This is a genomic window from Streptomyces sp. CRN 30 (assembly GCF_034105845.1).
The window spans coordinates 36529-57656 of sequence record NZ_JAVRHI010000521.1 but is presented as its reverse complement, the minus strand read 5'-3'; the positions used below and the strand labels follow the sequence as shown (position 1 = coordinate 57656).

Below are 21128 nucleotides of genomic sequence, written 5' to 3'. Positions count from 1 at the left end.
GCCGACCGACCGTCCGACTCCGCCCGGTCGCCCGATGGGCCGTACCGCCGGAGCCGCGAACCCTGAGGGCATGATGATGTTCCGTACCGCTGCCTTGACCCTGGTCTTCCTCGTCGCCGTCCCCGTCCCCCTCGACGCGGACGCGCAGCGGCCGGACAGGGTCCAGGCGGTCATCGCGCAGAGCGGGCAACCGCACGGGTCCGTACGGGAAGCCCCACACGTCTCGTCGGCCGACATCCCATCCACCCCGGTGGCTTCGTCACCGTCACCGGCCCCCGGGGACCGCTCCAGCGAAGAGGAGGACGGCAACACCTTGCCGCTCTGGGCATGGGCGGCACTGGTCACGGCGGTCCTCGCCGGAGTCGGCGGCGCGGCCTACGTCCTGCGCCGCCTGAGCACCGGCACCCGAACATGACAAAGGACCTGGTGCAAGTTACGCACCAGGCCCTCTGACCAGCGTCGGGGTGGCGGGATTTGAACCCACGACCTCTTCGTCCCGAAGACAGGGGGCGCCGTACTCGTGCTCTCGATTCTGTGCGTTCTGACCTGCACTGTAGCGGCTATTCGCCCAGGTCGTAGCCCCCACGGGAAGCTCCCCTTTCAGGGCGTGGCGACGCCTGCCGTACGTCTCAGATCAGCTTGGCGACGTCTCAGTACACCCGGGTCACACCCAGTTCGCACCCAGATGACGGCAGACGTACGCGAGGCGACGCCTCTGGCTGAGAGGCCAGCATAGAGAAGGGGCGGCCTCACTGGCGTGAGACCGCCCCAGCCGGGCCGAGGGGGCCAGCCGTAGACCCGGCGTCTGTGGTGGCGGCACCCTGCCGCCAGGTGGGATCCGGCGCTGCCAACTTCCTGGAAATGGGTGTCACCACCCATGTGCCGTTCGGGCGTCCGATCGAGGATCACCAGTTAATCAAACGTACGTTCCCATTCCGGTTGGACTCTGTGGTCATGCCCGACCCGAACCAAGATCACACAGATTAGGGTCCGCCCTAATCCTTTTTGATCATGGTGTCGGGAGCGTGGACGCGTGCCGCGTACCACCCCGCCCGACGACCCGGTCCTCACCCGTCGACGACAGGTCGGAGAACAGATCCGCCTCGTGCGCGAGCACCACAACCTCACCCAGCACGACGTATGCGGACGCTCGGGCATCGACGTGGCCACCTACAGCCGGATCGAGAACGGACACGCCTCACCTCTGCTGGACACGCTGATCCGGATCGCCGGCGCGATCGGTGTCGACGTCTCCGCCCTGACCCGCCCCTTGCCCGAGGAACAGCCCTAGTCGATGGCCCGCCACCGGCAGCCCTCCGGCGGCGGGCCCGGGCCGCCCGGGTGACGCAGGCCCAGGCGGCCATCCCGCCGGCGCCGGTCCTCAGCACGGCGCGGGCGGGAGTCAGAGAGGAACTGTCTCCGCCAGCCGTGTCAGGTCGGACACCGGCTCCACCTCGTACAGCGCCACGGCCGCGCGGGCGGCCACCATCCACATCAGTTGTGGCCGGTTCACGTACTCCACGTAGGTGAGGCCCTCCGGGTCGCTCGGCGGTCCGGGCAGCGGCTGAAGGGTGCGCTCCGAGTAGCAGATCCCGGCGACCCCCCAGTTCGGGGCGTAGGCGACGAGCGCGGCAGCCCAGCCGCGGCGCAGGTGCGGACAGTGCTGCGTCGCGATCCGGGCGCAATGGGGATGGATCGGGGGGACGGCCGTCACCTCGCCCTCGCGGATGGGCCGGCCGTCGCGCGCGGCGAGGAGGAACAGGTACTTCCCGCCGCAGTAGCCGCTCACCGAGACGCCGCAGATCATGCACAGGTCCCGGGTGATCGCCTGCCGCTGCCGCATGGCGTGTATGCCAGCGAACTCAGGTGCTCCGGTGCCGCGGGCGTAGGGGGTGCGGATCCACAGGACGTCGCCATGGCGGTCGTGGATGGTCTCGTCGGTGTAGGCGAGGCGCCGCCGGGCTGCCTTCAACTGTGGGGTCCGCGGGGTCTCAGCGCTCCACGGTGTGATGAAGGGGACGGGCACGCCGCGCCACGTCAGGGGAGCCAGTGTCATCGCTGCTCCTTCGCCAGCTGCTGGAGGATGCGGCCGACCGGGCAGATCGCGCGCTCGTCGGCGCACTGCTCGCACATCGGGGTATGGCTGTCGAGAGCCCGGCGCGCGCGGGGGGCGATGCAGCGGCGATCCGCACGGGGAAACCACCGCGTACCGTGCTCCGACGTCGTGCCGGCCAGGGGGCTCTGTAGCTCGCCGAGGTCGACAGCCGTCTCGATCGACAGCCCGGTCCGGCACCACACGCAGTCGGCGCCGCGGACCTGGTCGTCGGTGAGACCGTCGAGACCGGGGAGGCCGAGGAGCTCCACCGCCTCGGGTGAGACCGTTTGCGCTCTCACAAGACCACCGTCTTGGAGTGGCAGCCGCACGAGACGATCGTCCACACCCGGGCGCCGACCGCCCGCTGCACCCGGCCCACCGCTCGCATGCTGCGCGAGACCGCGCCGCAGTACCAGCAGGCCCGGCCGTGCAGGCGCGCGAAGGACACCGGCCCGTCAACGACGAGTAAGCGGCTTGTGCGCTGGCGCATTACGGCTCCGATCTGCCTGTCTGCCGTGGACAGGTAGAGCATGGGCCGCTGAAAGGGTCACAAGTACCACTCCTTGTGGTACCTCTCAGACCGCGCCGATCCACTCTGCGAAGGACGTCAACGACTCGGCGTCCGCACGCTTCAACCGGCGGATTGTCGCCGCAGTCTCCCGCGCCCACGGGTGCTCCCGCGTGTGCTGAGGGGCGATGGAGCGGGCCACCTTCAGCGACTCGAACGCATCATCTGGACGGCCCGCCCATACCTGGGCGCGGGCCAGCTCGATCCAAAATCCCGACTGCCGCTCGGCCGGCATGCCCTCGGGCGGCTCCCACGCCTCCGCCACGTCGAACGCCTGCTGCAAGTGGTCGTGTCCGAGGCTGACGGCTACGGACACCTCGTGCGCGCGGACGCTGTCCGGGCCGAACTGGGTGCCGTCGTAGGCGGCCTCCCGCAGCGTGTCGCCGAGGCGGCGAGCATCTGCGAGATGCCCGGCAGCAGCAGCGGCGTCGCCCGTCCGGCCGGCGATGACCGCGGCTCGCATGTGCAGGGCCCCGCGGGCGGCCGTCGTATCCCGGCCGATCGGGCTGGGGCTGGCATCGATCGCTGTCTCCAGCGCGGCCAGGCCTTGGACGTGGGCGCGGGCGGCGAAGAACGTTTCGGTGCGTACGTAGGCAGCGGTCGCCTGCGCGATGCGGTCCTCGGTCTGGTCAGCGGCCCACCGCATCAGGTCGATGAGCCGGGCGGACAGGTCGCGGGCGCCGAACTTGTAGGCGACTGCGTCCGCGGACCTGGTGATCGCGGCGAGGATCCGCGCGGCGTGCAGCCGGTCCGCTCCGGTCGCCTGGTGCAGGGCGGCCAGCGCGTCCGTCAGCAGCTGCGGGGCTCGCTCGGCGATACGGGCGTACTGCGCGCCGAGTCGCCACTGTGCGAGGACAGCGACCGCCGAGTCGAGGTCGGCCAGCGGGCGAGGCTGGCTGTCGGCAGGGATGTCATAGGCGGCTATCGCCGCGGACAGGGCCGGAAGCGCGGCGTGGACGCGGGACTCGGTCCGCGTGTAGCCGGTGATGATGTGGCTGGGGTCGACGGTCAGGGCAGCCGCGATGGCGTCGAGGGCGTCGTCGCTGGGTGATCTGGAGCCCTGTTCGATGTGCCTGATGGTGCTGAGGGAGAGGAAGGCGGCACGAGCAAGTGCGGCCTGCGTCATCCGGCGGGTCCGGCGGATCGTAGCGATGCGCTGGCCTACCTCGCGTCGGCTGAGGTTGGGCATACTGGCTCCGTTCGGTGCGTCCACTCCGAACCGTAGCCGCGCGGCGACGCGTCGGGTACGCGAACGGCCCTGCCAGACCTGAGCTGGCAGGGCCGTATCGCTGCCAACTACGGGCGGACAAGGGCCGCCAGTTCGGCGAGGCTGTCGATGCGCCAGGTAGCGGTCGCCACAACATTGGGATCCTCCGCCCACAGAAGTCCCCACGGTCCGCGCCGCAGGTGTGCGGTGCACAGCCCGGCCGCCGCCGCGGGCAGCGTGTCGTTGGCGGGATGGTCGCCGACGTACAGCGTCTCGCCCGGGGCCGCGCGCCCGGCGTCGACCGCGCGCTGGAAGAACTCCTCCGACGGCTTGGCCACGCCCCACTCGCCGGACGTTGCAACCACGTCGGCCGGCAGATCGAGGGCTCGCAGGAGTTCACCCGCGCGGGCGGTCTGGTTCCCGGCGATGACGACGCGGACGCCGAGCTGCCGTAGCGCGGTGAGGGCCGGGCGGACATCGTCGTACAGGTCGACCTCCTCCAACTGCTCGCCGCGGCCCGCGGTCTCCCGCGCGGCGTACTCGGCGGCGACGTCGATGCCGGGCCGGATCAGGTCCAGTGCTGCGGCGTTGTCCTGGCCGCGGGCGACGACGGCGCCCACGAGCGCGGAGACGGTATGCCGGGGAGTGTCGAGCCAGTCGGCCCACGCTGCCCAGTAGCGGTCGTCCCTGGTGAGGGTCTCGCCGACGTCGAAGATCACAGCGCGAATCATGCCGGTGACCCTACCCAGACACAGCGAACGGCCCCCTCCCACCCAGCGGTGGAAGGGGGCCGTTCGTCATGGGTACTGCCTGCGCTGCGGGTCCAAGGCCATCGCCAGCGGACCGGACGGAGAGTCCGTTCCCTGGCCATCATCATCCGGGGCGTCGTCACGGCGGCAGACGAGAGCGGCCTCGTCCCAGGCCGGCGCCTGCAGCGAGTAGCCTGCCGGACACGACGGTCCGGCCGGCCCCCGCTCCCCGGCCGGACCCTGCGGACCAGCCGGACCCGCCTCGCCCTGCGGCCCGGGCGGGCCCGCCTCACCAGCCGGACCCGTCGCACCAGCCGAGCCCGGCTCCCCCACCTCACCGCTCACACCGTCCGTACCGGACCGGCCCGCCTCACCATCGGCCCCGTCCGTACCGTCGTCCCCGTCCCGGCCCGCCTCACCGGGCGACCCCGACGGACCCGGCGGACCCGACGGACCCGCCCCGCCCCGGGCCCCCGGCGGACCGGTCACCGACGCCCCCGGCGCACCACGGCTACCCGGCGGACCCGCCACCGGCGTACCCCCCAGCCGCTCCACCTGCAGCGCCAGCGCATCCCGCGCCCCGTTCGCGGCCCGCAGGTCACGGGACAACCCGATCACCGCCACAGCCAGCCACGCCAGCAGCGCGGCACCCACCAGACCGGTGATCGCGATCAGCCACTCTGCACGCGGCCACCACCGCCTGGTCCGCTTGCCCACGCCGGTGTTCACCCTGCCACCACCGCCCACACCGCGATCGCCGCGGACAGCAGCGCCATCAGCACAGGGATCACGGCCTGGTACAGGCGCTTCTGCCGTTCCTGCTCTCGTCGGTCACGCTCGGACAACTGGTACTGCTCGAAGGCGTCCTCGAGCGAGTCCCGCTCCGAACGCACCTGCTGCAGGTCCGCCTGCAACTGGGCCAGGCGCTGTTCGACGTGCGTCGTCTGGATCGTGTACACGTCCAAGCTGACGACCTTGTCCAGCCTGGCGTTCAGCTCACTGAACCGAGTATCGAGCAGCGCCTGCATCGAGCCGATCTGCCGTCCCAGTTCGCCGGTGGTGACGGTGTCGTCGGCCACGGTTCCTCCGGGTTATGCGTTGGTGCGCGGGGTGTGCTTGGTGACCCAGCCGGACACGAAGGTGATGGCGGTGGGGACCAAGGCGAGGACGAACGGGGCCAGGCCGGAGGGCATCCAGCCGACCAGCTCGGCGTTGTCCCGGGTGGCTTCCAGGGCGGCGAGCAGCGCGGTGCTGCCGAGGAACGTGCCCGCGGTCGCCGCGGTGACCTTCTTCTCTACGGGTTCAGCCATGAGTACCTCACTTCTTGGGGAGCTTGAGGACCTGGCCGACGCTGATCGCGTCGGCGTCCGTGATGCCGTTGAGGCTGGCGATCTCGCGCCAGCGCGCGCCGTCGCCGAGCTTGCTGGCGGCGATCGACCAGAGGGTGTCGCCCTTGGCGACCTTGTACGTGGTGGTGCTGCTGCGGGACCAGCCGGCGCTGTGGGCCAGGCGCTCGGCGACCCGGCGCCGGAGACCGCCCGTGCTGACGCCGCGCGGGTCGACCTTTCCCAGCTGCCATTCCTTGTGGCCGATCACGCTGCGCTCGTTCCACCCGTGGTGCCGGCACAGCGCGGCCGCCGCCCGCACCATCGCCTCAACCTGGACATCGGGCCAGGGGTCCTCGCCGTCGCCGAGGTTCTCGCACTCGAAGCCGTAGAACCGGGCGTTGCCGTCGGTGTTCGTCTCGTTCGGGGCGGGGAGCGCGCGCTCGGCGACGACTGCGGCCAGGACGTCGTTGTCGCCGCTGCCGGCGTGGTTGGTGCGGCCGTAGCCGACGAGGTGGACTCTGCCGTCCTTGGTGATGACGCCGTGGCACAGCGGCCCGGGCAGCCCCTCGTAGCCGGTCCGGCAGATCTTGACCGTGTTGGCGCTGCCCTTGGTGACGGTGTGGTGGATCATCACGCCGTTGACGGGGCCCCAGGCGCCCTTGCTGTTGCGGTTGTGGGTACGCCAGCCGTCGGTCTCGACGACGGTGAGGCCCTCGGCCTTCAACGCCTTGAGGAAGGTGGCGGCGGACGGGGGTGTAGCCATGAGGACTCCAGGAAAGGAAAAAGGCCCCGGCCAGCGCGGCTCGGGGACAGAGGGGTCGGGGGACTGCGTCAGCCGCCGTAGAGGAGGCTGGCCTCGTGGCGCTGGCGTTGGATGCGCTTCACGGATACGACCCACCCGTTGGCGACGGCGGGTGCGAGCAGTTCCTCGATCGCGGCGGCCGGGTCCGTTCCGGCGGGTGGTATGACGTTGCCGGTGAGGGTGATTAGGGCGTCGCCTCCGGTGGACTTGTGGGCCTCCAGCTCGTAGGTGTAGGCGGTGTCGGGGTCCAGGGGAATGGGGTCGGACCAGTGCCAGGTCATGTGTGCTCCGCTCTGTGAGGTGATCAGCCCAGGAGGATGGGCAGGACGGTGTCGGCCATGTACTGGAAGCCGGCGTCGGACAGGTGCACCGTGTCGGTGCCGGTCGCCCCGGTGCCGGCGCTGGTGCCCCAGTAGCCCTTGGCGTTCCAGTTCTCCCAGGAGTTCAGGCCCAGCCCCCACCAGTTGATGAACGCGGCCCCGTACACGTCGCACAGGCCGCGGGCTGCCCGCATGTAGTCCTGGTACTTGAAGTTGGTGCCTTCGTGCCGTCCGAAGTGTGGGATCGCGAACAGCAGATCCACATCCCCGGTCGCGGGGCTGTTGTCGCGGATCGCGCGGATCCAGCGGGCGACGTTCGCCGACCACACGTCGGCGGTGTTGTTGGCGGTGGCGTCGTTGGGCGCGGCGGACCAGATGCACAGGTCGGCGGGGAAGTCGACGCCGCCGTTGTAGGTGGCGTTGAGTCCGGTGGACAGGTAGCTGGTGCCGTACCGGGCCGACGTCGCCCCGGCGACCGCGAGGTTGTGCACGAGGACGCCGGACGTTTTCTCGCCGCTGACCCCGCACACGGAGAGGTACTGGCCGGTGGAAGCGGTACCGGCCTTGACGACGACTGTGTGTTCCGCGTTGGACAGGCCGGTGACCGTGGTGACCTGGATGGCGTTGGTGCCGGTCGGCTGGGCCACCGTGACGTCGGCCCCGCCGTCGATCGAGTACAGCATGCTCGGCCGGGTCGTCCCGCCGACCACCGTGTAGATCCGCACCGTCGTGCCCCTGGCCTTGAAGGTCAGGGTGTTGCCGGTGACGTCGGTGTACAGGTAGTGCCCCGACGGCCCGAAGAAGGACCCGCCCTGCACCCAGGTGCCGGTCTGCCCCACCACGGCGCCCGCTACCTGCCACGCGGCCAGCGCTGTGGCGTCGGAGCCGGACAGGATCGCCGGGGACATCGCGGTCGACTGGAACCCGGAGCCGCCGTCCCCGTACATGCCTTGCAGTTTCGAGGCGAGCAGGCCCGGCCAGGACTTCGTGCGCGGGTTGGAGGCGTAGAAGCCGGCCGTCGCCGACCCGCCGACGGTGACAATCCGCGCCAGGGCGCTGCCCGCACCATCGCGGGCGGCGAACCAGCGCTTGCCCCACCCGGGTGGGACGTAGACGAACGGCTCCTGCGGGGAGCGCACTGTGGTGTTGCCCAGGATCGTGCGCCTGATCGTGGTGCCCGCTGGGTTGATGCTGCCGGTGACAGTGGCGCCCTCGCTGTAGGCCCGCAGGTTTGAGATGCGGTTCGGGGACGCCGGCTCGATCGTGTTGGCGTCCGAGTAGAGCTTGCAGTCGTCGGTGACGTACAGCAGGCCGGTGCTGAGCACGGCGTTGTTGAAGGCGTTCGCGCCGAAGACCAGGGCGGTCAGGCCGCTCGCGCCGGTGCGCAGGCCGACGTGGTTGAGGCGGAAGGTGTTGCTGCTGCCGTACTCGACGTGGACCAGGCGGTCGAACTGCTCGAGGTTCACGCCGCGCCAGTGGGTGTGGCTGGTGCCCCAGCCGCCGGTGCCGGCGAGGTGGATGCCGGTGCAGCCGGTGCCCGAGGCGATGGCCTCGCACATCTCGAACTCGATCTGGTTCATCACGCCGTCGGCGGTGGTGGACTCGATCTTGTAGGCGGTGCCGTTGTCGCCGACCAGCTCGACGAAGCAGCGTTCGACGGTCGTGTCGCCCGGGTTGAAGTCGGCGTGCTCGCTGTGGAAGCGGAGGCCGTTGCCGACGCCTCCGATCTCGATGTTCTCGAACACCGACCGGAACGGCGAGCCCATGTTGATCGCCCAGCCGCTGTGGCTGCCGTCCCAGGGGCCGTTGATCTGCAGGTTCTTGAAGCTGCTGTTCCAGAAGGACCGGTGCCCGCTCGCCGCGCCGTTGGTGGTGGACGAGGTGATGCCGTCCGTGGTGCCGCCGACCGTGATCCCCAGGTCGCACAGCTGTACCCGGACGACCTTGGTCAGGTGCAGTGCGGACGCCATGCCGCTGGTGGTGTTGAGCATGGTGGCCCGGGCGCCCTGGCCGCGGACGATGATGCCGATCTCCACGTCGACGTCGTCGGTGCCCTCGACACGCAGCTGCTCGGTGAGGTTGTAGTCGCCGACGGTCAGCTGGATCTCGCCGCCGCCGTGGTCGCGGGCGTCGTCGAAGGCCTGCTGGATCTGGACCTGGTCGGCGATGCCGTCGCACACGTACTGCGCGGCCGCGCGGACGTCGGCCGGTGCGGTTGAGGAGGCGACGATCCGGGTGACGGAGGTGTAGCCGCCGCTGCCCTCGCCAGTCACCAGGCCGCGGGCCTCGGTATAGGCCCGGGACGGGCCGCCGGATTCCACCCACATCCCGACGACCTCGTCGGGCCCCTGGAAGGCCGGGACGAAGCCGCGCTCGTCAGCGACGATCTCGGTGACGGGCAGGCCCGCGGCGTCGAGGAGGTCGGTGTACTGGGTGCCCTCGGTGGCGGCGGACCAGAAGGTGAGGGCGGCGCCGCCGGCCACCGTCCAGATGCCGTCGGAGGGCCGGACCACGTAGTCCGCCATGCCGGCGCCGAAGTCATGCCGCATCCCGCACCGCCCAGCTCGTACCGGACTGGGGCAGCACGAACTCCCCAGTGGATATCCGTGGTTTGTTGACGAGGAGTACCTGGCCAGGAGTGTCCGAGGCCGCTGAGCTCACGATGAGCCGGCCGACGTAGAAGCCGGTGACGTAGCACATGACGAACTGGTCGCGGGTCCGGTGCTGGTAGGCGGACGGGATCTGCACCGGCAGCCGGCTTTGGATGTCTGCGGCCAGCGTTCCGCCGGACCGCTGGAACGATCCCAGCCGCAGGCAGGCGATGCCGGATCGGATCTCGAGCACCGACGACGTCGACCAGGTCCACGCGGACAGGGTCTGGTCGACGACGATGTCCCCGCTGGACGAGTAGACGACGGCCCAGCTGGCGCCGTTCCAGACGCGCACGCTGCCGGTGTCTGTCTCGACGCACCCGTCGCCGATCCGGGGGTTGGGGTCGCGGGTGGTGGACGTGCAGGGGCGGTACCGGCCGCCGACGTACAGCTCGGCGCGGGTGACGCTGACCGTGGCCGCGTTGGTCAGCACGACCAGCGTGGCGAGGGACACCTCGTAGATGCCGGTGTCCCCGGTCTGCTGGGTGAGCGCCGGGGGCAGGGTGCTGCCCTGGACGACGACGGCGCGCACGGTCCAGGTGGCGCGGTCCAGGCGGAGCACGACCCGGTCGCGGCGGGTGCCGCCGGTGTTCGGGGCGACGGGCAGCGTGATGGGGGTCGTGCCGGAGGTCCAGGCGTGGCCGCGTACGGACGCGTACACGCCGGCGCGGATGTTGACGGTCAGGCCGGGGCCGGCCGTGACCACCGCGGTGTCGGTGGGGTCGCCGTAGACGCCGTCGTCGGAGAACCGGGCGGCGATCTTTTCGTACTCCACGTCGGTGACGATGCGGTCGTTGTAGGCGGGCGAGGGCCAGGAGTTCTGGGCCATCGGTCACCTCGTTTCGGTTCGGCTCAGCCGGGGCTGAGACTGCGGATGGCCGTACGGGCTGCGGAGCGGAAGGGGTGTAGGCGCCCCATACCGGGGGCGGCCGCGGCTATCCCCGGGCCTCGATCCGCCCCAGGCGGCGGGCCAGGTCGCGCACGGCGCGGACCGTTGCCGTGGTGGTGGTCTTGTCGGAGTCGCCGACGACCGTGGTCACCAGCTCGCCCTCGTCGGGTGTGGCCTCCAGGCGGATGGTCTGCACAACGTCAACGACTTCCAGGCCGGTGGGCAGTACCACGGTCACGCGGTCACCGAGGTCGTAGTCCCGGCCGGCCTGGAGGTCCTCGGTGTCCACGGTCACTGTGGCCAGTGACGCCTGCGGGTTGTCGTCGCCGAGGGCGAGCTGCCCGGCCTGCGTCAGCTCCCCGCCGACGTCGTCCAGGGTGCCGGTCTTGTCGACGAGCTTCTCCACGCGGTACCAGTCGGCCTGGGCGCCGGAGGCGACCTCGACGTACACGCGGACGTTGGGCGGGGTGGCGGTGGTGTCCGGGTCGCCGCCGCCCTGCACCAGTTCGGACGTGGCGGTCGGGGCGCCCAGCGTGAACCGGACGGAGCGCAGGTTGCCCAGGCCGGCGGAGAACCGGGCGCTGCCCGTCAGGTCCCGCGGCGCGTACACCCCGAACCGGATCTGGTCGCCGACCTGGCGGGTGCGGATGCCGAGCGCGTCGGTGGTGGCCGCCGTGCGGCAGGCCTCCAGCAGCGGCTCGAAGCGGGTGCTGAGCGTGATGGTGCTGCCGACGCCGGCGACGTCGTCGAGGACCAGGTGCTCGATCCGGCGGGCCGTCAGCGCGGCGGGCCCGCAGTTCTCGTTCACCAGCTGCCGGATGACGGTCTCGGCATTCTGCCCGGTGAAGGTGCGCTGGCGGTCCATGACCGTGTCCTGGGCGGTGAACGCCTTGGTCGGCTCGGGGTAGGTGAGGTAGCCCGCGATCCTCGCCAGGTCGTCGCTGAAGCGGACGGTGACCGTGCCGGGTCCGGCGTTCTGCGTCAGGTCCCACGCGTAGTCCTGCGGCTCTTCCAGCGGGCCTGCGCACCACACGGCCCGGTCCCGCAGGACGATCAGCCGGTTGCCGGGCTGCAGTTGCTTCATCACCTCCGGCAGCGCGGGCAGCGTGACCGTGCCGGCTGCGGGCGCGTTGCGGTTGCGGTCGACGGTGAGCGAGGTCCATGACGCGATCGGGTCCCCGACCACGGACAGGTTCCGGTCGGTGACCAGCAGCTGGATCATGCGGTCTCGTACCTCGGGTAGAACGTGAGGTCGACGGCGGAGCCGGTGCCGGCGCCGTCGAGCTGGAACGTCACCGGCGTCTCGCCCGGGGGCAGTGCCCACAGCACGGCCGTGGGCCAGTCCAGCCCGTCGACCAGGTTCTCCCCGGTGCCCGAGCGCACGCGCGGCGGGTCCGTGCTCACCGTGACGGTCTCACCGGCCAGCAGCGGCCCGTGGGAGGTGTCCGCCATGGTGAGGGTGAAGGCCTCGCCGCTGTCCTCCTGGGTGAAAGTGATCGCCGAGGCCGGTCCGGTGATCACCCAGGTGGGCCACATGCTCACGTCGCCTGGGTTCATCACCCGGGTGGCGCCCAGGACCTGCGAGGAGCTGACCGTCGGGTAGGGCTCCAGGTAGTCCTGCCCGGTGCCCTGCTCGCGGTGCACGGTCTGCGCCACCACGTCCAGCCAGTAGGGGTCCTCGCACCACAGGGTCAGGGCCGCGGAGTCCCAGGTGATGCCGGTGGCGGCCTGCCCCCGGCCGTCGTAGCCGCCGTCGTAGTAGACGGCCAGGCGGCGGGCGGTGCCGTCCGGGCGGGCCACCTCCAGCCAGCCTGGCCCCTCCCGCAGCGTCCGCGTGAACGCCCGCGCGAGTGCCCGCCAGTTCGCCGTGAACGCCACGTGATCGGCGCCCTTCACCAGCAGGGGCCACACGATGGTGCGGTCCTGCGGCTGGACGTGCCGCAGTCGGGCGCCGCCACGGGGGTGCGGGTCGGAGGTCCGCGTGTAGGTCGCGGCCCCCAGCCCGGACACCCCGTCGGCGAGCGTGTACCAGTCGGCGTTCAGGTCGGTCATCGGCCACCGTCTCCCGGTGGGGTCGACGTAGGTCACCGACGCGTAGCCGACCTCCGGGATGTCCACCGGCGGCGGCGTCTCCGGGACCTCCGGTGTCACGGCCGGTGCTGTGATCAGGGGCATCTACCCGGGCCTCCCCACGCGCTGGCGCGCCTCCTCCTGCCGCTGCAGCAGCCGCAGGTCCTCGATACTGATCACTGATTTGCGGGGATAGACGTTGTACGTCACGGCCGGCTGCTGGCGGACGGCCGCCGCGGTGGCGGCCTGGGCGGCGGGCAGGCCCGGCGCGGCCGCGGTCCGGCCGGGCGCCAGCGTCTTGGCGTTCAGCGCGTCGAAGAGCTGCTTGCCGTAGTAGTCGACGGACGCCGCCCGGATCATGTACTCGCCGTTCGACCCCCACAGCGGGATGCTGTCCGAGGTGCCGGTGCCAGCCCCCACCAGCAGACCGCCGCCGGCCAGCTTGATCCCGCGTTCCTTCATGTCCGTGACGAACTTGCCGGTGCCGGGGATCGCCTTGATCTGCTTGGCGTACAGCGGGGCGAGGTAGGCGAGCATCGGCCAGCTCACCCCGGCCGCCACCACGTCCGCGACGGTCGCGTTCTTCTTCGCCGACAGCGCGCCCATCATCTGCGCGGCCGCGGTCAGTTCCTCCGTCGACAGCAGCTTGTCGTTGTTCTTGACGGCCGTGTTGGCCTTCTTCGCCGCCGAGGGCGACTTGACCGCGGCGGCCGCGATCGCCATGGCGTCCGCGTCGCCCTGCCCCGCCAGCTGCATTGCCAGGTCCCCGTACCCGCTGGCGGCGAGCTTGAGGAGGTCGGCCTGGAACTTCTTGCTGCTGGAGGTGGAGGTGCTGAGCTGCTTGGTGTAGTCGGCGAGTGTCGCGGCCGCCGTGGGCCCCAGCTTCCGTAGGTTGTCGACGATCGAGTTGAACTCCTTGTTGCTGGCCTTGGCCAGCGCGGCGACCAGGGACCGCCCCGACTCGCCCATGCCCCGCAGCGTCTCCTCGATGTCCGCCCCGGCCCGGTTGCCGATCTTCTGGAGGTTCTTCTCCCAGGAGTTCGACGCCTTGACCGCGTCCTCCAAGTTCTTCGCGTAACCGGTCAGGCTGAACCCGGAGACCTTGCTGCCGGACTTCAGGCCCAGTGCCTTGTCGGCCGCGTTGACGGCGGCCCGGGCATCGGCCACCGCCGCGCGGGTCGCTTTCGTCGAGTGCTTCGCCTGGTCGCGCAGTGCCTGGTTGAGCTCGGTCCAGGCGTCCTTCAGCCGCTGGACGTCCTGGTCGTACCAGGTGGAGACGGTCGACAGGGAGATCTGCGCGCGGGACGCCGAGTAGGTCTCGCCGCCGCCGGCGAACCCGCCGCCGGCGAAACGCTCGGCGTTGAGCGCGTCGAACAGGGCGATCCCGTACCGGTCGACCGCGGCGGCCTTGATGACGTACTCGCCGTGGGACAGCCACGCCGGGATGCTGTCGGAGGTGCCGGTGCCGGGGCCGAACACGGCGCCCCCGAAGGGGATGAGCTGCACAATGTCGCCGCCGTCGGCGTAGTGCCCGACCGGCCCGCCCTGCGCGAACCCAGCCAGCTTGGCGGCGTTCCTGGCAGCGGTGCCCTCGATGCCGATCGTCCGGTACCTGGCGGTGATTGTGACTTGCTTCGAGCGGACCTTGTCGATCGCGGCCTGGACAGCCCGGGCAGTGGAGCTGGCTCGGTCCTTACCCGAGACGGTGACCGTCTTCCCGCGCAGCGAGTTGATCGCAGCCCGCACATCGGCGACGGCGCCGAGGGACTGCCCGTTCTTGGTGAACACCTCGGTGCGACCGTCGGGGAGTTGCTTGGTTTTCAGGCCGACGGCTTCCAGCGCGGCGATCGCCGACGCGTTCAGCGTCGACACCTTCACCGACTTCGCGTCGGGTGTCTGGTTGATCTCGGCCTGTACCTCTTGGAGGCCGGTGATCGCCTGCTCGCGTTCCAGCTTCACCGCGGTCTTGATGTCACCGGGCACCCCGAGCAGCGTGTTGACGTACTCGCGCGCCTCGGAGTCGCTCATGCCCGTGGCCTCGGCCAGCCGCAGCATCTCGGCCCGTAGCGCGTCGGACTTCTTCGTCATCGACCCCAGGGACTCGCCGGCCGCCAGCCCGCTCGCGATCATCTCGTCGTGAGCCTTGGCGGCCGCCGACATGGCCTGGCCGTTCGCCCGGCCGGCCTCCGTGGTCAGGTTGAGTGTCGCCCCGTTCTTCTCGAAGCTCTCGCTCAGTGCGTCGATGCTCGCCTCGAACTGAATCTGCGAGTCGTACGCGCTGCGGTTCGCGTCGTTGAGCGCGATGATCGACTGCCGCAAGCCCTCGGCGCTCTGCTTTTGCGCGTCGAGTTGCTGCTGCACCACGATGGCCTGGTCGCCGAAGATCCCCATCGACTCTGCGGCGAGCTGCTGCTCGAGGGCCTGGGCGGCGAGGGCGTCCTTGTAGTCGCCGAGCTGGGCACGGACGTCCTTCGCGGAGTGGCCCTGCCGCTCCATCTGAGTGATGACCATGTCCAGGGCGGCGGCCGCCTGGTCGGCGTTGCCCGCGGACACCATGCTGGCCAGGGCCTCGTCGATCCCGTCGAACGCCTCCTTGGCGTTCTTCACCGGGGTGGAGTCCATGCCGATCAGGCCGGTCAGGAACTGCTGCGTCTTGTCCAGGCCGCTCGGGTCGGCCAGGGTGTCCAGGGCGTCGGAGAGGCCGCCGAGGTCGGCGCCGTACACCCGCAGCGCCTCGCCGCTCACCTTGCCCGAGCGCCCCAGCTCGGTCAGTGACGTGGTGAGTTTGTCGACGTCGGGCCGCGGCTTCTGGCTCTTGCTGGACAGCGCGTCCAGGGTGATCAGCAGCAAGCCGATGCCGGTGCCGGCCATGGCGACTTTCGCGGTGCGCGACAGGCCGCCGATCGCGGCCGTGGTCCCGGCGAGCGCGCCAGGCGCGCCCGCCGCGGCGGTGCGCATGGAGGCGATCTGCAGGCCGAACGCGGCGATACCGGCCTGTGCCGCGCTGGCCCCGGCCGCCGCCAGCTTCGTGGCCTTGATGGCGATGGCCAGCTGCAGGAGCGTGGCGATCGCGTCCGGCGGGACTGAGGACACGATCGCGGACAGGACGTTGACGACCTCGAGCATGCCGACGCCCACGCCGGACCCGGCCTCCAGAACGTGCAGCAGGGCCTGGCCGATGTTCTCCAGCGTGTCCCACACCAGCGGGCCCTGGGCTGCCGCGTAGTCCATCCACTGCGAGACGCCGGAGCCGTCGTAGGCCCCGGCGTCCAGCTTGGCCAGGAACACGGTCAGCGAGTCGACCGCGCCGCGCATCGTGTCGTTGGCGAACGTGGTGAACCGGTTGTTCAGGGCGTCGAAGCCGGGGCTCGCGATGCCTCCGGCCACCAGGGTGATCAGCCGGTCGAACTGGCTGCTGGCCCCCTTCACCAGGCCGGTGGTCTGCGGCAGCAGTTCGTTGGCGACGGCGACGCCCTTGGTGAAGGGCGCCATCACGTCACCGGCCAGGGAATCTGACCAGTCGGCGTAGGAGTCCTTCAGCAGGCCGACGGCGACCGCGGCCTCCCGGGTGGCGGGCGGCATTGCAGCGAGTTTTCGCTGGTACTCCTGCTGGGCCTTGATGGCCTCCTGGCTGCCCCGCCCGGAGGCGGCGACGGCCTCCTGGTACTTCTCCTGCGCCTCGGCCGCCTCACCGATCCGGCCGATCTGCGGGCCGAGCGCGAGGGCGTAGGCGCCGGCCGCGACAGCGACCGCGCCGAGCTGCCCGCCGAGCACCGTCGCCGAGGACGCCAGACCCGCCACGGCGGGGATCGCCGCCGGGGCTAGGCTGATCAGGTTCGCCCTCAGGGACTTGCCGACCTCGTCGCCCGCGTCCCGTAGCCGGCGGAACGCGTCCTGGGTGCCGAGGGTCCGGTCGGACAGCCGGGCCTGGGCGTCCGCGACGGACAGGAACCGGCCCTGCAGGTCGCGCAGCTGCCCGTCGCTGTCGGCGGTGATCCCGGACAGCCGCAGGCGTAGCCGGTCCGCGTTGTTCGCCGTGTTGTTCAGGACGCGGGACAGCTCGTCGCGGCCCGTCAGGGTGAAGGTGAGACGCTCAGCCACGTCGGCTCACCTCCTTCTGATCGCCGCCAGGTGCTGATCGATCCAGGCGACCAGGCGCAGGAATCGGCCGACCGACAGGCGGTCGTACTCACTGGGCTGCATGTGCAGGTAGTGCAGGAAGAGCGGCTCGTACTCCTGGAGCAGCCCGGTCAGTCCTGGAGGCGGTGTGCCAGGTGGCCTTTTCCCAGCCCTTCCAGCGCCGCGTCCACGTCGGCCGGGTCGGCGGCGAGGTTGCGTAGGTGCGGCGTCACCATGTCGATCTGCGTGTCCTCGGACTTGCTGCTGATGGCCTGCATCATCAGGTTGTTCAGCGAGTCCTCGATCTCGGCGCGTGTGATGCGGACCGTCAGCCGGCGCTTGAAGCCGGGCACGTCGAAGTCGTCGAACTTCAGGTCCGGGTCATCGCGCCTGCGGAACGCCCACAGGGCGGCCAGCATGGCGGTCGGCTCCTGAAGCTGGAGGAGCGCCTCGACGCGCTGCCACTGCATATCGCCCATCGCCTCCTCGATGGCGGCCGCCTCCCGCGCGGACAGGTCGTCGGTCGACAGCTTCTCCACGGTGCCGTCGTCCTGCGTGTACGAAAGGATCACGGTTCTTCCTCTACTCCAGGTCCCGGCGCACGTCGCCCAGGATCCGTTCCACTTCGACCCGCATGCGGGGCATGCCGCTGTAGACGGTCGACGTCCACCAGCCGGTCGGCCGCGCCCACTGCGTCGCCCACCTGCGCCGGTTGCCGAAGACGGGGTGACGGACGCGGCCGTCGTCGATGACCCACGGCATGTTCTTCAGGTCGGGCGGGAGGCGGCTCTTGTCCATCCACACGCGGGCGCCGGGGCTGGCGCCGGAGCGGACGCTGATCCGGATGCCGCCGGCCAGCGTGGCCCGCAGGGGGCGCGTCGTCGGCGACGGGCCGCCCCGCTTCGTGCGGCCCGCGCCCGGCAGGCTCACCGTGCGGATGGCCTGCTGCAGGTCACGGTGCAGCGGCTCGGCCGCCCGGCGGACGCGCCTGCTGAAGTTGGTCCGCAGGCGGGGGCCGCCGGCCGTCCGCATCCGCCGGGACAGGTCGATGAGCTGGCCCGTGCCGAGGATGCGGACGCTGCTGACCACGGCTCAGCCCCCGGACGCGGCGGGAATGGCGACGTTCTCGGCGGGCTCGGCGGTGATCGCGAACTGCGCCATGATCTGCGCGGCCTGGTCCATTTCCCTGATCTTCGCCTGGGAGGTGACCTGCACCGGGTAGACGTCCATGGTCTGGGTGGGGACGTCGCCCTCGTCCATCCACACCACGAAGCCGCGGGCCTCGCGGACCAGGAGGACCCGGACGTCGTCGGCGTCCTTGGACGCCCAGAACGTCAGGGACGAGTCGGCGGCGGTGATCTCGCCCGGCACGGTCGGCGTGAAGCGGCTGCCGAGCGCGGCGGTGGGCACGGTGCCGGAGGTGGTCTGCCAGCCGGACATCGCGCCGGTCTCGCCCTCCAGCGCGGTACCCGCGTCCAGCTCGGTGCGGGTCGGTGCGTTCTTGTTCGCGATCGTCGGCACCCACAGCACGCGGGTGGTGCCGCGCCGGTAGTACCGGACCGACGGGTTGATCGGGGTCGCCATGTCAGCTTTCTCCCTGGGTCTGACGGCCCTTGGCCGTGCTCAGCTTCTTGTCGTCCACGGCCACCCAGCCGGAACGCTTGTACACCGGCACCGAGATCTCGTGGACCTCGATCTCCTCCTCGATGCCGTCATGCCTCATCCGCACCATCGCGCGGGCTCCTCTCGATCGGGATCTCTGTCCGGACCATCGCGACGGTGCCGTCGACCTGGTACCTGGCTCCGTCGTTGTTCAGGCGGAACTGGCTCACGGTCACGCAGCCCGGTTCGATCTCCACGGACGCGGTGTCGTCGGGGTCGGCGCCGAGCTGCTGGAGGAACGCGGCGACGGCCTGGAACGGGATGGATGTGCGCACAGTCGTGCTCTCCCTACGTGAAGGCGCGGCCGGCCACGGTCAGCAGCAGCCGGGCCTGTGCTCCCTGGTCGGTCTGGTCCTGCACCAGCCGTGTCCCGGCCACGGACGCCTCCAGCGACACCAGCCCCAGGTCCGGGCTCGTACGCAGCCAGGTGCCGACCCGCTCGGCGATCTCGTAGGCGCGGCGTCGGGCGGCCACGATGTCGGTGTCACCGCGGTTGGCGATCGCCGCCACGGTGATCAGGAACTCCTCCTCGCGGCCGGTGGCGAGGTCGGACCAGCCGCCTGCGGTCTGCGCGGCCTCGAAGTCGCCGGAGGGGTCGCCGTCGAAGCCGATGACCAGCCAGTCCGGGACGCTGTCCCCGGTGACCTCCGGGCCGTCGGCCACCCGTACGCCGGCCAGTGCGGGATCGGCCTTGGCGAGGGCCACCAGCGTGTCGATGATCTCGGGTACTCGTGATGCCATCTAGGCCACTCCAGGTGGGAGTCGGTCCTGCTCCAGCAGTTGCAGGGCCCGGTTGGGGATCGCGTAGCCGTAGCCGGGGACGGGCTCGGTGACGCTGAAGTCCTCGCCGCCGCCGGCCAGGCCGCCGCGGCTGGGCCGCTGGGTCCGCCACAGGTGATCGAGGATGATCCGCGCGGCGGCGGTGATGTGCTCGCCGATGACTGTGCGCCCGGCCCGGTAGGTGAAGCGCTGCGGGCCGTGCAGCATGCCGCCGTCCCGGCGGTACACGGCCCCGGTCGAGCCGTCCAGCAGCAGCCCGTCGACCGCGTAGGAGGGGCCGGTGTCGAGCAGCGGGGCGACGGCCAGGAGCTGCAGGGCCGGGACCTTGCGCAGCACCAGCACCGTGGCTCGCCCGAAGTGGTGGTCCTCCGCCACGGTGCGGGGCGTGACCGGGCCGATCAGCGCCTCCACCCCGCGGGTGGCCGTCGCGTTCCAGAACCTCACCTCGGCGTCGTCGTTGGCCGAGGTGAGGTTCAGGTGCGCCTTGGCGTCGGCCAGCGACAGCACCGCGACCGGCTCGGTGTCCTGCACGTCCAGGACGTCGGTGTAGGCGTGGGCCGGGCCGGTGAACACCCAGCGCACCGTGTGCCGTCCCGGGGCGGTGGTGACGTAGTCGGCCTGGTAGCGGCCGGGGGTGACCGTCTCGGAGGCGGCCGGGGTGGCGGTCGTTCCGTCCGGCAGCGTCACCGTGACGGCGGCCGTCGCCGCGGTCGCCGGTGCGCCGCCGGCATCGCGGCAGTCCGCGGTCAGGCGCGCGGTCGCGCCGAGGTCGTACGGCACTGCGCGCCCCTACCAGTCGCGGGTCTCGGGCGCGGGCTCGCCGCCCCCGCCCCGGGAGTAGACCGCGGCCTTCTCCGTACCGGCCGGGCCGTCGCCCGTCGCGGCATCCCGTGCCCGGGCGGCCTCCAGGACCGCCTCGCGGTTCTTGCTGATGCCGGCCCGGCCCTCGCCCTCGGTGGCCTCGGTGTCGAGCACCCGCAGCGCCTCCGTCTCTCCTACCGTGCCGAGGTAGGCCAGGACCTCCTTGTTGGTGTGCTCGCGCGGGTCGAACGGCTGCAGTGCCTCGGGCTGCACTGGCGTCTCCTGGTTCCCGGGGTCCGCCGGGCCCGTCGGCTCCTCGTCCTCGGCGGCGGCCGGTTCGGGCAGGCGGACGGTCACGGACCAGCGCACTGGCCGCGGGCCGTGCGCCACGCCCGCGGTCGGCTCCATCTGTTCGACGGTGGCGGCGAGGACCTCCAGGGGCTGCCCGTGCTCGTCGACCACCAGCGGCTCCTGGTGCACCGCGGCCGGTATCGCGGCGGCCGGGCCGTCGTCGACCAGGACGGCCCGGTACCCGTCGGCCCACACGGCCGCCGCGTCGTCGTCCACATCGACGACGTCGCCGGGCGACCAGGCGAAGTCGGCGCCGGCGATCGCCTCGAGGACGCGGATGCGCGGCATCAGGCGTGCACCACCGGCGCGTTGCGCGGGCTGGCCAGGACCACCAGGGCGCCGTACACGCCGCCGGTCGTGGCGCCCGACGCGGTGACCGCGACCCGCAGGTACCGCTTGCTGCCCTTGTAGCCGATGACGAAGGTCTTGTCGTCGTCGGCCGCGACGATGGACGGCTCGCTGCCCTGCAGCTCGGAGGCGGCCACCGACGTCCAGGTGCTGTTGTCGTCGGACTCCTGCACGTCCACGGCGTGGGACCCGTCGGTGATCGTGCCGGTGTGCACGACGACCGCCGCGTCCTGGAACATCGCGCCGCCGCCGTAGCGGTCCACGCTGCTGCCGTTCGCCGAGGCAGCTCGGGTGGCGATTGCCAGGCTGGCCCGGACGGTGACGTTTGCGTACGCGTCCCTCACGACGCGCTCCTTCCTGTAAGTGCCGGCGGGCCCCGGCCGCGACC

Annotated in this window: 25 protein-coding genes; 2 read left to right on the top strand and 23 right to left on the bottom strand. The window is 71.2% G+C overall.

Going from position 1 to position 21128, the window contains the following annotated elements; genetic code table 11:
• Window positions 1–70 precede the first annotated feature (70 nt).
• Window positions 71–415, top strand: coding sequence for a hypothetical protein (locus tag UW392_RS61390; RefSeq protein WP_320784217.1), 345 nt, complete (start codon window positions 71–73; stop codon window positions 413–415).
• A 618-nt stretch (window positions 416–1033) separates the two neighbouring features.
• On the top strand, window positions 1034–1291 hold the full coding sequence (locus UW392_RS61385) for a helix-turn-helix transcriptional regulator (RefSeq protein ID WP_320784216.1): 258 nt from the start codon (window positions 1034–1036) through the stop codon (window positions 1289–1291).
• 111 nt (window positions 1292–1402) lie between these two features.
• On the opposite strand, the gene UW392_RS61380 is transcribed toward UW392_RS61385, so the two are convergent.
• The 23 genes from UW392_RS61380 to UW392_RS61270 all read right to left on the bottom strand — a co-directional run bounded on the left by UW392_RS61380 (window position 1403) and on the right by UW392_RS61270 (window position 21084).
• Window positions 1403–2056 (bottom strand): hypothetical protein, encoded by a 654-nt coding sequence (locus tag UW392_RS61380; protein ID WP_320784215.1) that lies wholly within the window; start codon window positions 2054–2056, stop codon window positions 1403–1405.
• A complete protein-coding gene (locus UW392_RS61375; protein ID WP_320784214.1) occupies window positions 2053–2394 on the bottom strand; it encodes a hypothetical protein in 342 nt (113 codons plus the stop codon). Before UW392_RS61375 ends, UW392_RS61380 begins: the two co-directional genes overlap by 4 nt.
• Window positions 2391–2627 carry a hypothetical protein gene (locus tag UW392_RS61370; RefSeq protein WP_320784213.1) on the bottom strand — a complete coding sequence of 79 codons (237 nt, stop codon included), beginning with the start codon at window positions 2625–2627 and terminating at the stop codon, window positions 2391–2393. Before UW392_RS61370 ends, UW392_RS61375 begins: the two co-directional genes overlap by 4 nt.
• A 43-nt stretch (window positions 2628–2670) precedes the next feature.
• Entirely contained in the window at window positions 2671–3852 is a 1182-nt protein-coding gene (locus tag UW392_RS61365; protein ID WP_320784212.1) for a helix-turn-helix transcriptional regulator, read from the bottom strand.
• Window positions 3853–3959: 107 nt separating this feature from the next.
• Window positions 3960–4601, bottom strand: coding sequence for an HAD family hydrolase (locus tag UW392_RS61360; RefSeq protein WP_320784211.1), 642 nt, complete (start codon window positions 4599–4601; stop codon window positions 3960–3962).
• A gap of 743 nt (window positions 4602–5344) precedes the next feature.
• Window positions 5345–5698 carry a hypothetical protein gene (locus UW392_RS61355; RefSeq protein ID WP_320784210.1) on the bottom strand — a complete coding sequence of 118 codons (354 nt, stop codon included), beginning with the start codon at window positions 5696–5698 and terminating at the stop codon, window positions 5345–5347.
• A gap of 12 nt (window positions 5699–5710) precedes the next feature.
• Window positions 5711–5929 carry a holin gene (locus UW392_RS61350; RefSeq protein ID WP_320784209.1) on the bottom strand — a complete coding sequence of 73 codons (219 nt, stop codon included), beginning with the start codon at window positions 5927–5929 and terminating at the stop codon, window positions 5711–5713.
• A 7-nt stretch (window positions 5930–5936) separates the two neighbouring features.
• Window positions 5937–6710 carry an N-acetylmuramoyl-L-alanine amidase gene (locus UW392_RS61345; RefSeq protein ID WP_320784208.1) on the bottom strand — a complete coding sequence of 258 codons (774 nt, stop codon included), beginning with the start codon at window positions 6708–6710 and terminating at the stop codon, window positions 5937–5939.
• Window positions 6711–6778: 68 nt separating this feature from the next.
• Complete coding sequence (locus UW392_RS61340) at window positions 6779–7030, bottom strand: hypothetical protein (protein ID WP_320784207.1); 252 nt, start codon at window positions 7028–7030, stop codon at window positions 6779–6781.
• 23 nt (window positions 7031–7053) lie between these two features.
• Window positions 7054–9618, bottom strand: a complete 2565-nt coding sequence (locus UW392_RS61335; RefSeq protein ID WP_320784206.1) for an SGNH/GDSL hydrolase family protein — start codon at window positions 9616–9618, stop codon at window positions 7054–7056.
• Window positions 9608–10549: a hypothetical protein gene (locus tag UW392_RS61330; protein ID WP_320784205.1), complete on the bottom strand. Its 942-nt coding sequence runs from the start codon at window positions 10547–10549 to the stop codon at window positions 9608–9610. Before UW392_RS61330 ends, UW392_RS61335 begins: the two co-directional genes overlap by 11 nt.
• A gap of 106 nt (window positions 10550–10655) precedes the next feature.
• Window positions 10656–11831 carry a siphovirus ReqiPepy6 Gp37-like family protein gene (locus tag UW392_RS61325; RefSeq protein ID WP_320784204.1) on the bottom strand — a complete coding sequence of 392 codons (1176 nt, stop codon included), beginning with the start codon at window positions 11829–11831 and terminating at the stop codon, window positions 10656–10658.
• A complete protein-coding gene (locus UW392_RS61320) occupies window positions 11828–12784 on the bottom strand; it encodes a phage tail domain-containing protein (protein WP_320784203.1) in 957 nt (318 codons plus the stop codon). Before UW392_RS61320 ends, UW392_RS61325 begins: the two co-directional genes overlap by 4 nt.
• The gene (locus UW392_RS61315; protein ID WP_320784202.1) at window positions 12785–16780 is read right to left on the bottom strand and encodes a hypothetical protein; all 3996 of its coding nucleotides are present in this window, start codon (window positions 16778–16780) and stop codon (window positions 12785–12787) included.
• A gap of 149 nt (window positions 16781–16929) precedes the next feature.
• Window positions 16930–17370 carry a hypothetical protein gene (locus UW392_RS61310; protein ID WP_320784201.1) on the bottom strand — a complete coding sequence of 147 codons (441 nt, stop codon included), beginning with the start codon at window positions 17368–17370 and terminating at the stop codon, window positions 16930–16932.
• 10 nt (window positions 17371–17380) lie between these two features.
• Window positions 17381–17887, bottom strand: a complete 507-nt coding sequence (locus tag UW392_RS61305; protein ID WP_320784200.1) for a hypothetical protein — start codon at window positions 17885–17887, stop codon at window positions 17381–17383.
• 3 nt (window positions 17888–17890) lie between these two features.
• The gene (locus UW392_RS61300; RefSeq protein WP_320784199.1) at window positions 17891–18382 is read right to left on the bottom strand and encodes a hypothetical protein; all 492 of its coding nucleotides are present in this window, start codon (window positions 18380–18382) and stop codon (window positions 17891–17893) included.
• Between the two features lies 1 nt (window position 18383).
• Window positions 18384–18530, bottom strand: coding sequence for a hypothetical protein (locus UW392_RS61295; RefSeq protein WP_320784198.1), 147 nt, complete (start codon window positions 18528–18530; stop codon window positions 18384–18386).
• Window positions 18511–18735 (bottom strand): hypothetical protein, encoded by a 225-nt coding sequence (locus UW392_RS61290; RefSeq protein ID WP_320784197.1) that lies wholly within the window; start codon window positions 18733–18735, stop codon window positions 18511–18513. The genes UW392_RS61295 and UW392_RS61290 overlap by 20 nt, the downstream gene beginning before the upstream one ends.
• A gap of 13 nt (window positions 18736–18748) precedes the next feature.
• Entirely contained in the window at window positions 18749–19201 is a 453-nt protein-coding gene (locus UW392_RS61285) for a hypothetical protein (protein ID WP_320784196.1), read from the bottom strand.
• Window positions 19202–20020, bottom strand: a complete 819-nt coding sequence (locus tag UW392_RS61280; RefSeq protein WP_320784195.1) for a hypothetical protein — start codon at window positions 20018–20020, stop codon at window positions 19202–19204.
• A 9-nt stretch (window positions 20021–20029) separates the two neighbouring features.
• Window positions 20030–20680: a hypothetical protein gene (locus UW392_RS61275; protein WP_320784194.1), complete on the bottom strand. Its 651-nt coding sequence runs from the start codon at window positions 20678–20680 to the stop codon at window positions 20030–20032.
• The gene (locus UW392_RS61270; protein WP_320784193.1) at window positions 20680–21084 is read right to left on the bottom strand and encodes a hypothetical protein; all 405 of its coding nucleotides are present in this window, start codon (window positions 21082–21084) and stop codon (window positions 20680–20682) included. Before UW392_RS61270 ends, UW392_RS61275 begins: the two co-directional genes overlap by 1 nt.
• Window positions 21085–21128 lie beyond the last annotated feature (44 nt).

Excerpts from the sequence above, each read along its gene's own strand:
- UW392_RS61390 (WP_320784217.1), top strand. The coding sequence starts at position 71 with ATGATGATGTTCCGTACCGCTGCCTTGACCCTGGTCTTCCTCGTCGCC.
- UW392_RS61380 (WP_320784215.1), bottom strand. The coding sequence starts at position 2,056 with ATGACACTGGCTCCCCTGACGTGGCGCGGCGTGCCCGTCCCCTTCATC.
- UW392_RS61370 (WP_320784213.1), bottom strand. The coding sequence starts at position 2,627 with ATGCTCTACCTGTCCACGGCAGACAGGCAGATCGGAGCCGTAATGCGC.
- UW392_RS61365 (WP_320784212.1), bottom strand. The coding sequence starts at position 3,852 with ATGCCCAACCTCAGCCGACGCGAGGTAGGCCAGCGCATCGCTACGATC.
- UW392_RS61360 (WP_320784211.1), bottom strand. The coding sequence starts at position 4,601 with ATGATTCGCGCTGTGATCTTCGACGTCGGCGAGACCCTCACCAGGGAC.
- UW392_RS61350 (WP_320784209.1), bottom strand. The coding sequence starts at position 5,929 with ATGGCTGAACCCGTAGAGAAGAAGGTCACCGCGGCGACCGCGGGCACG.
- UW392_RS61345 (WP_320784208.1), bottom strand. The coding sequence starts at position 6,710 with ATGGCTACACCCCCGTCCGCCGCCACCTTCCTCAAGGCGTTGAAGGCC.
- UW392_RS61340 (WP_320784207.1), bottom strand. The coding sequence starts at position 7,030 with ATGACCTGGCACTGGTCCGACCCCATTCCCCTGGACCCCGACACCGCC.
- UW392_RS61335 (WP_320784206.1), bottom strand. The coding sequence starts at position 9,618 with ATGCGGCATGACTTCGGCGCCGGCATGGCGGACTACGTGGTCCGGCCC.
- UW392_RS61330 (WP_320784205.1), bottom strand. The coding sequence starts at position 10,549 with ATGGCCCAGAACTCCTGGCCCTCGCCCGCCTACAACGACCGCATCGTC.
- UW392_RS61325 (WP_320784204.1), bottom strand. The coding sequence starts at position 11,831 with ATGATCCAGCTGCTGGTCACCGACCGGAACCTGTCCGTGGTCGGGGAC.
- UW392_RS61320 (WP_320784203.1), bottom strand. The coding sequence starts at position 12,784 with ATGCCCCTGATCACAGCACCGGCCGTGACACCGGAGGTCCCGGAGACG.
- UW392_RS61300 (WP_320784199.1), bottom strand. The coding sequence starts at position 18,382 with ATGGCGACCCCGATCAACCCGTCGGTCCGGTACTACCGGCGCGGCACC.
- UW392_RS61295 (WP_320784198.1), bottom strand. The coding sequence starts at position 18,530 with ATGGTGCGGATGAGGCATGACGGCATCGAGGAGGAGATCGAGGTCCAC.
- UW392_RS61285 (WP_320784196.1), bottom strand. The coding sequence starts at position 19,201 with ATGGCATCACGAGTACCCGAGATCATCGACACGCTGGTGGCCCTCGCC.
- UW392_RS61275 (WP_320784194.1), bottom strand. The coding sequence starts at position 20,680 with ATGCCGCGCATCCGCGTCCTCGAGGCGATCGCCGGCGCCGACTTCGCC.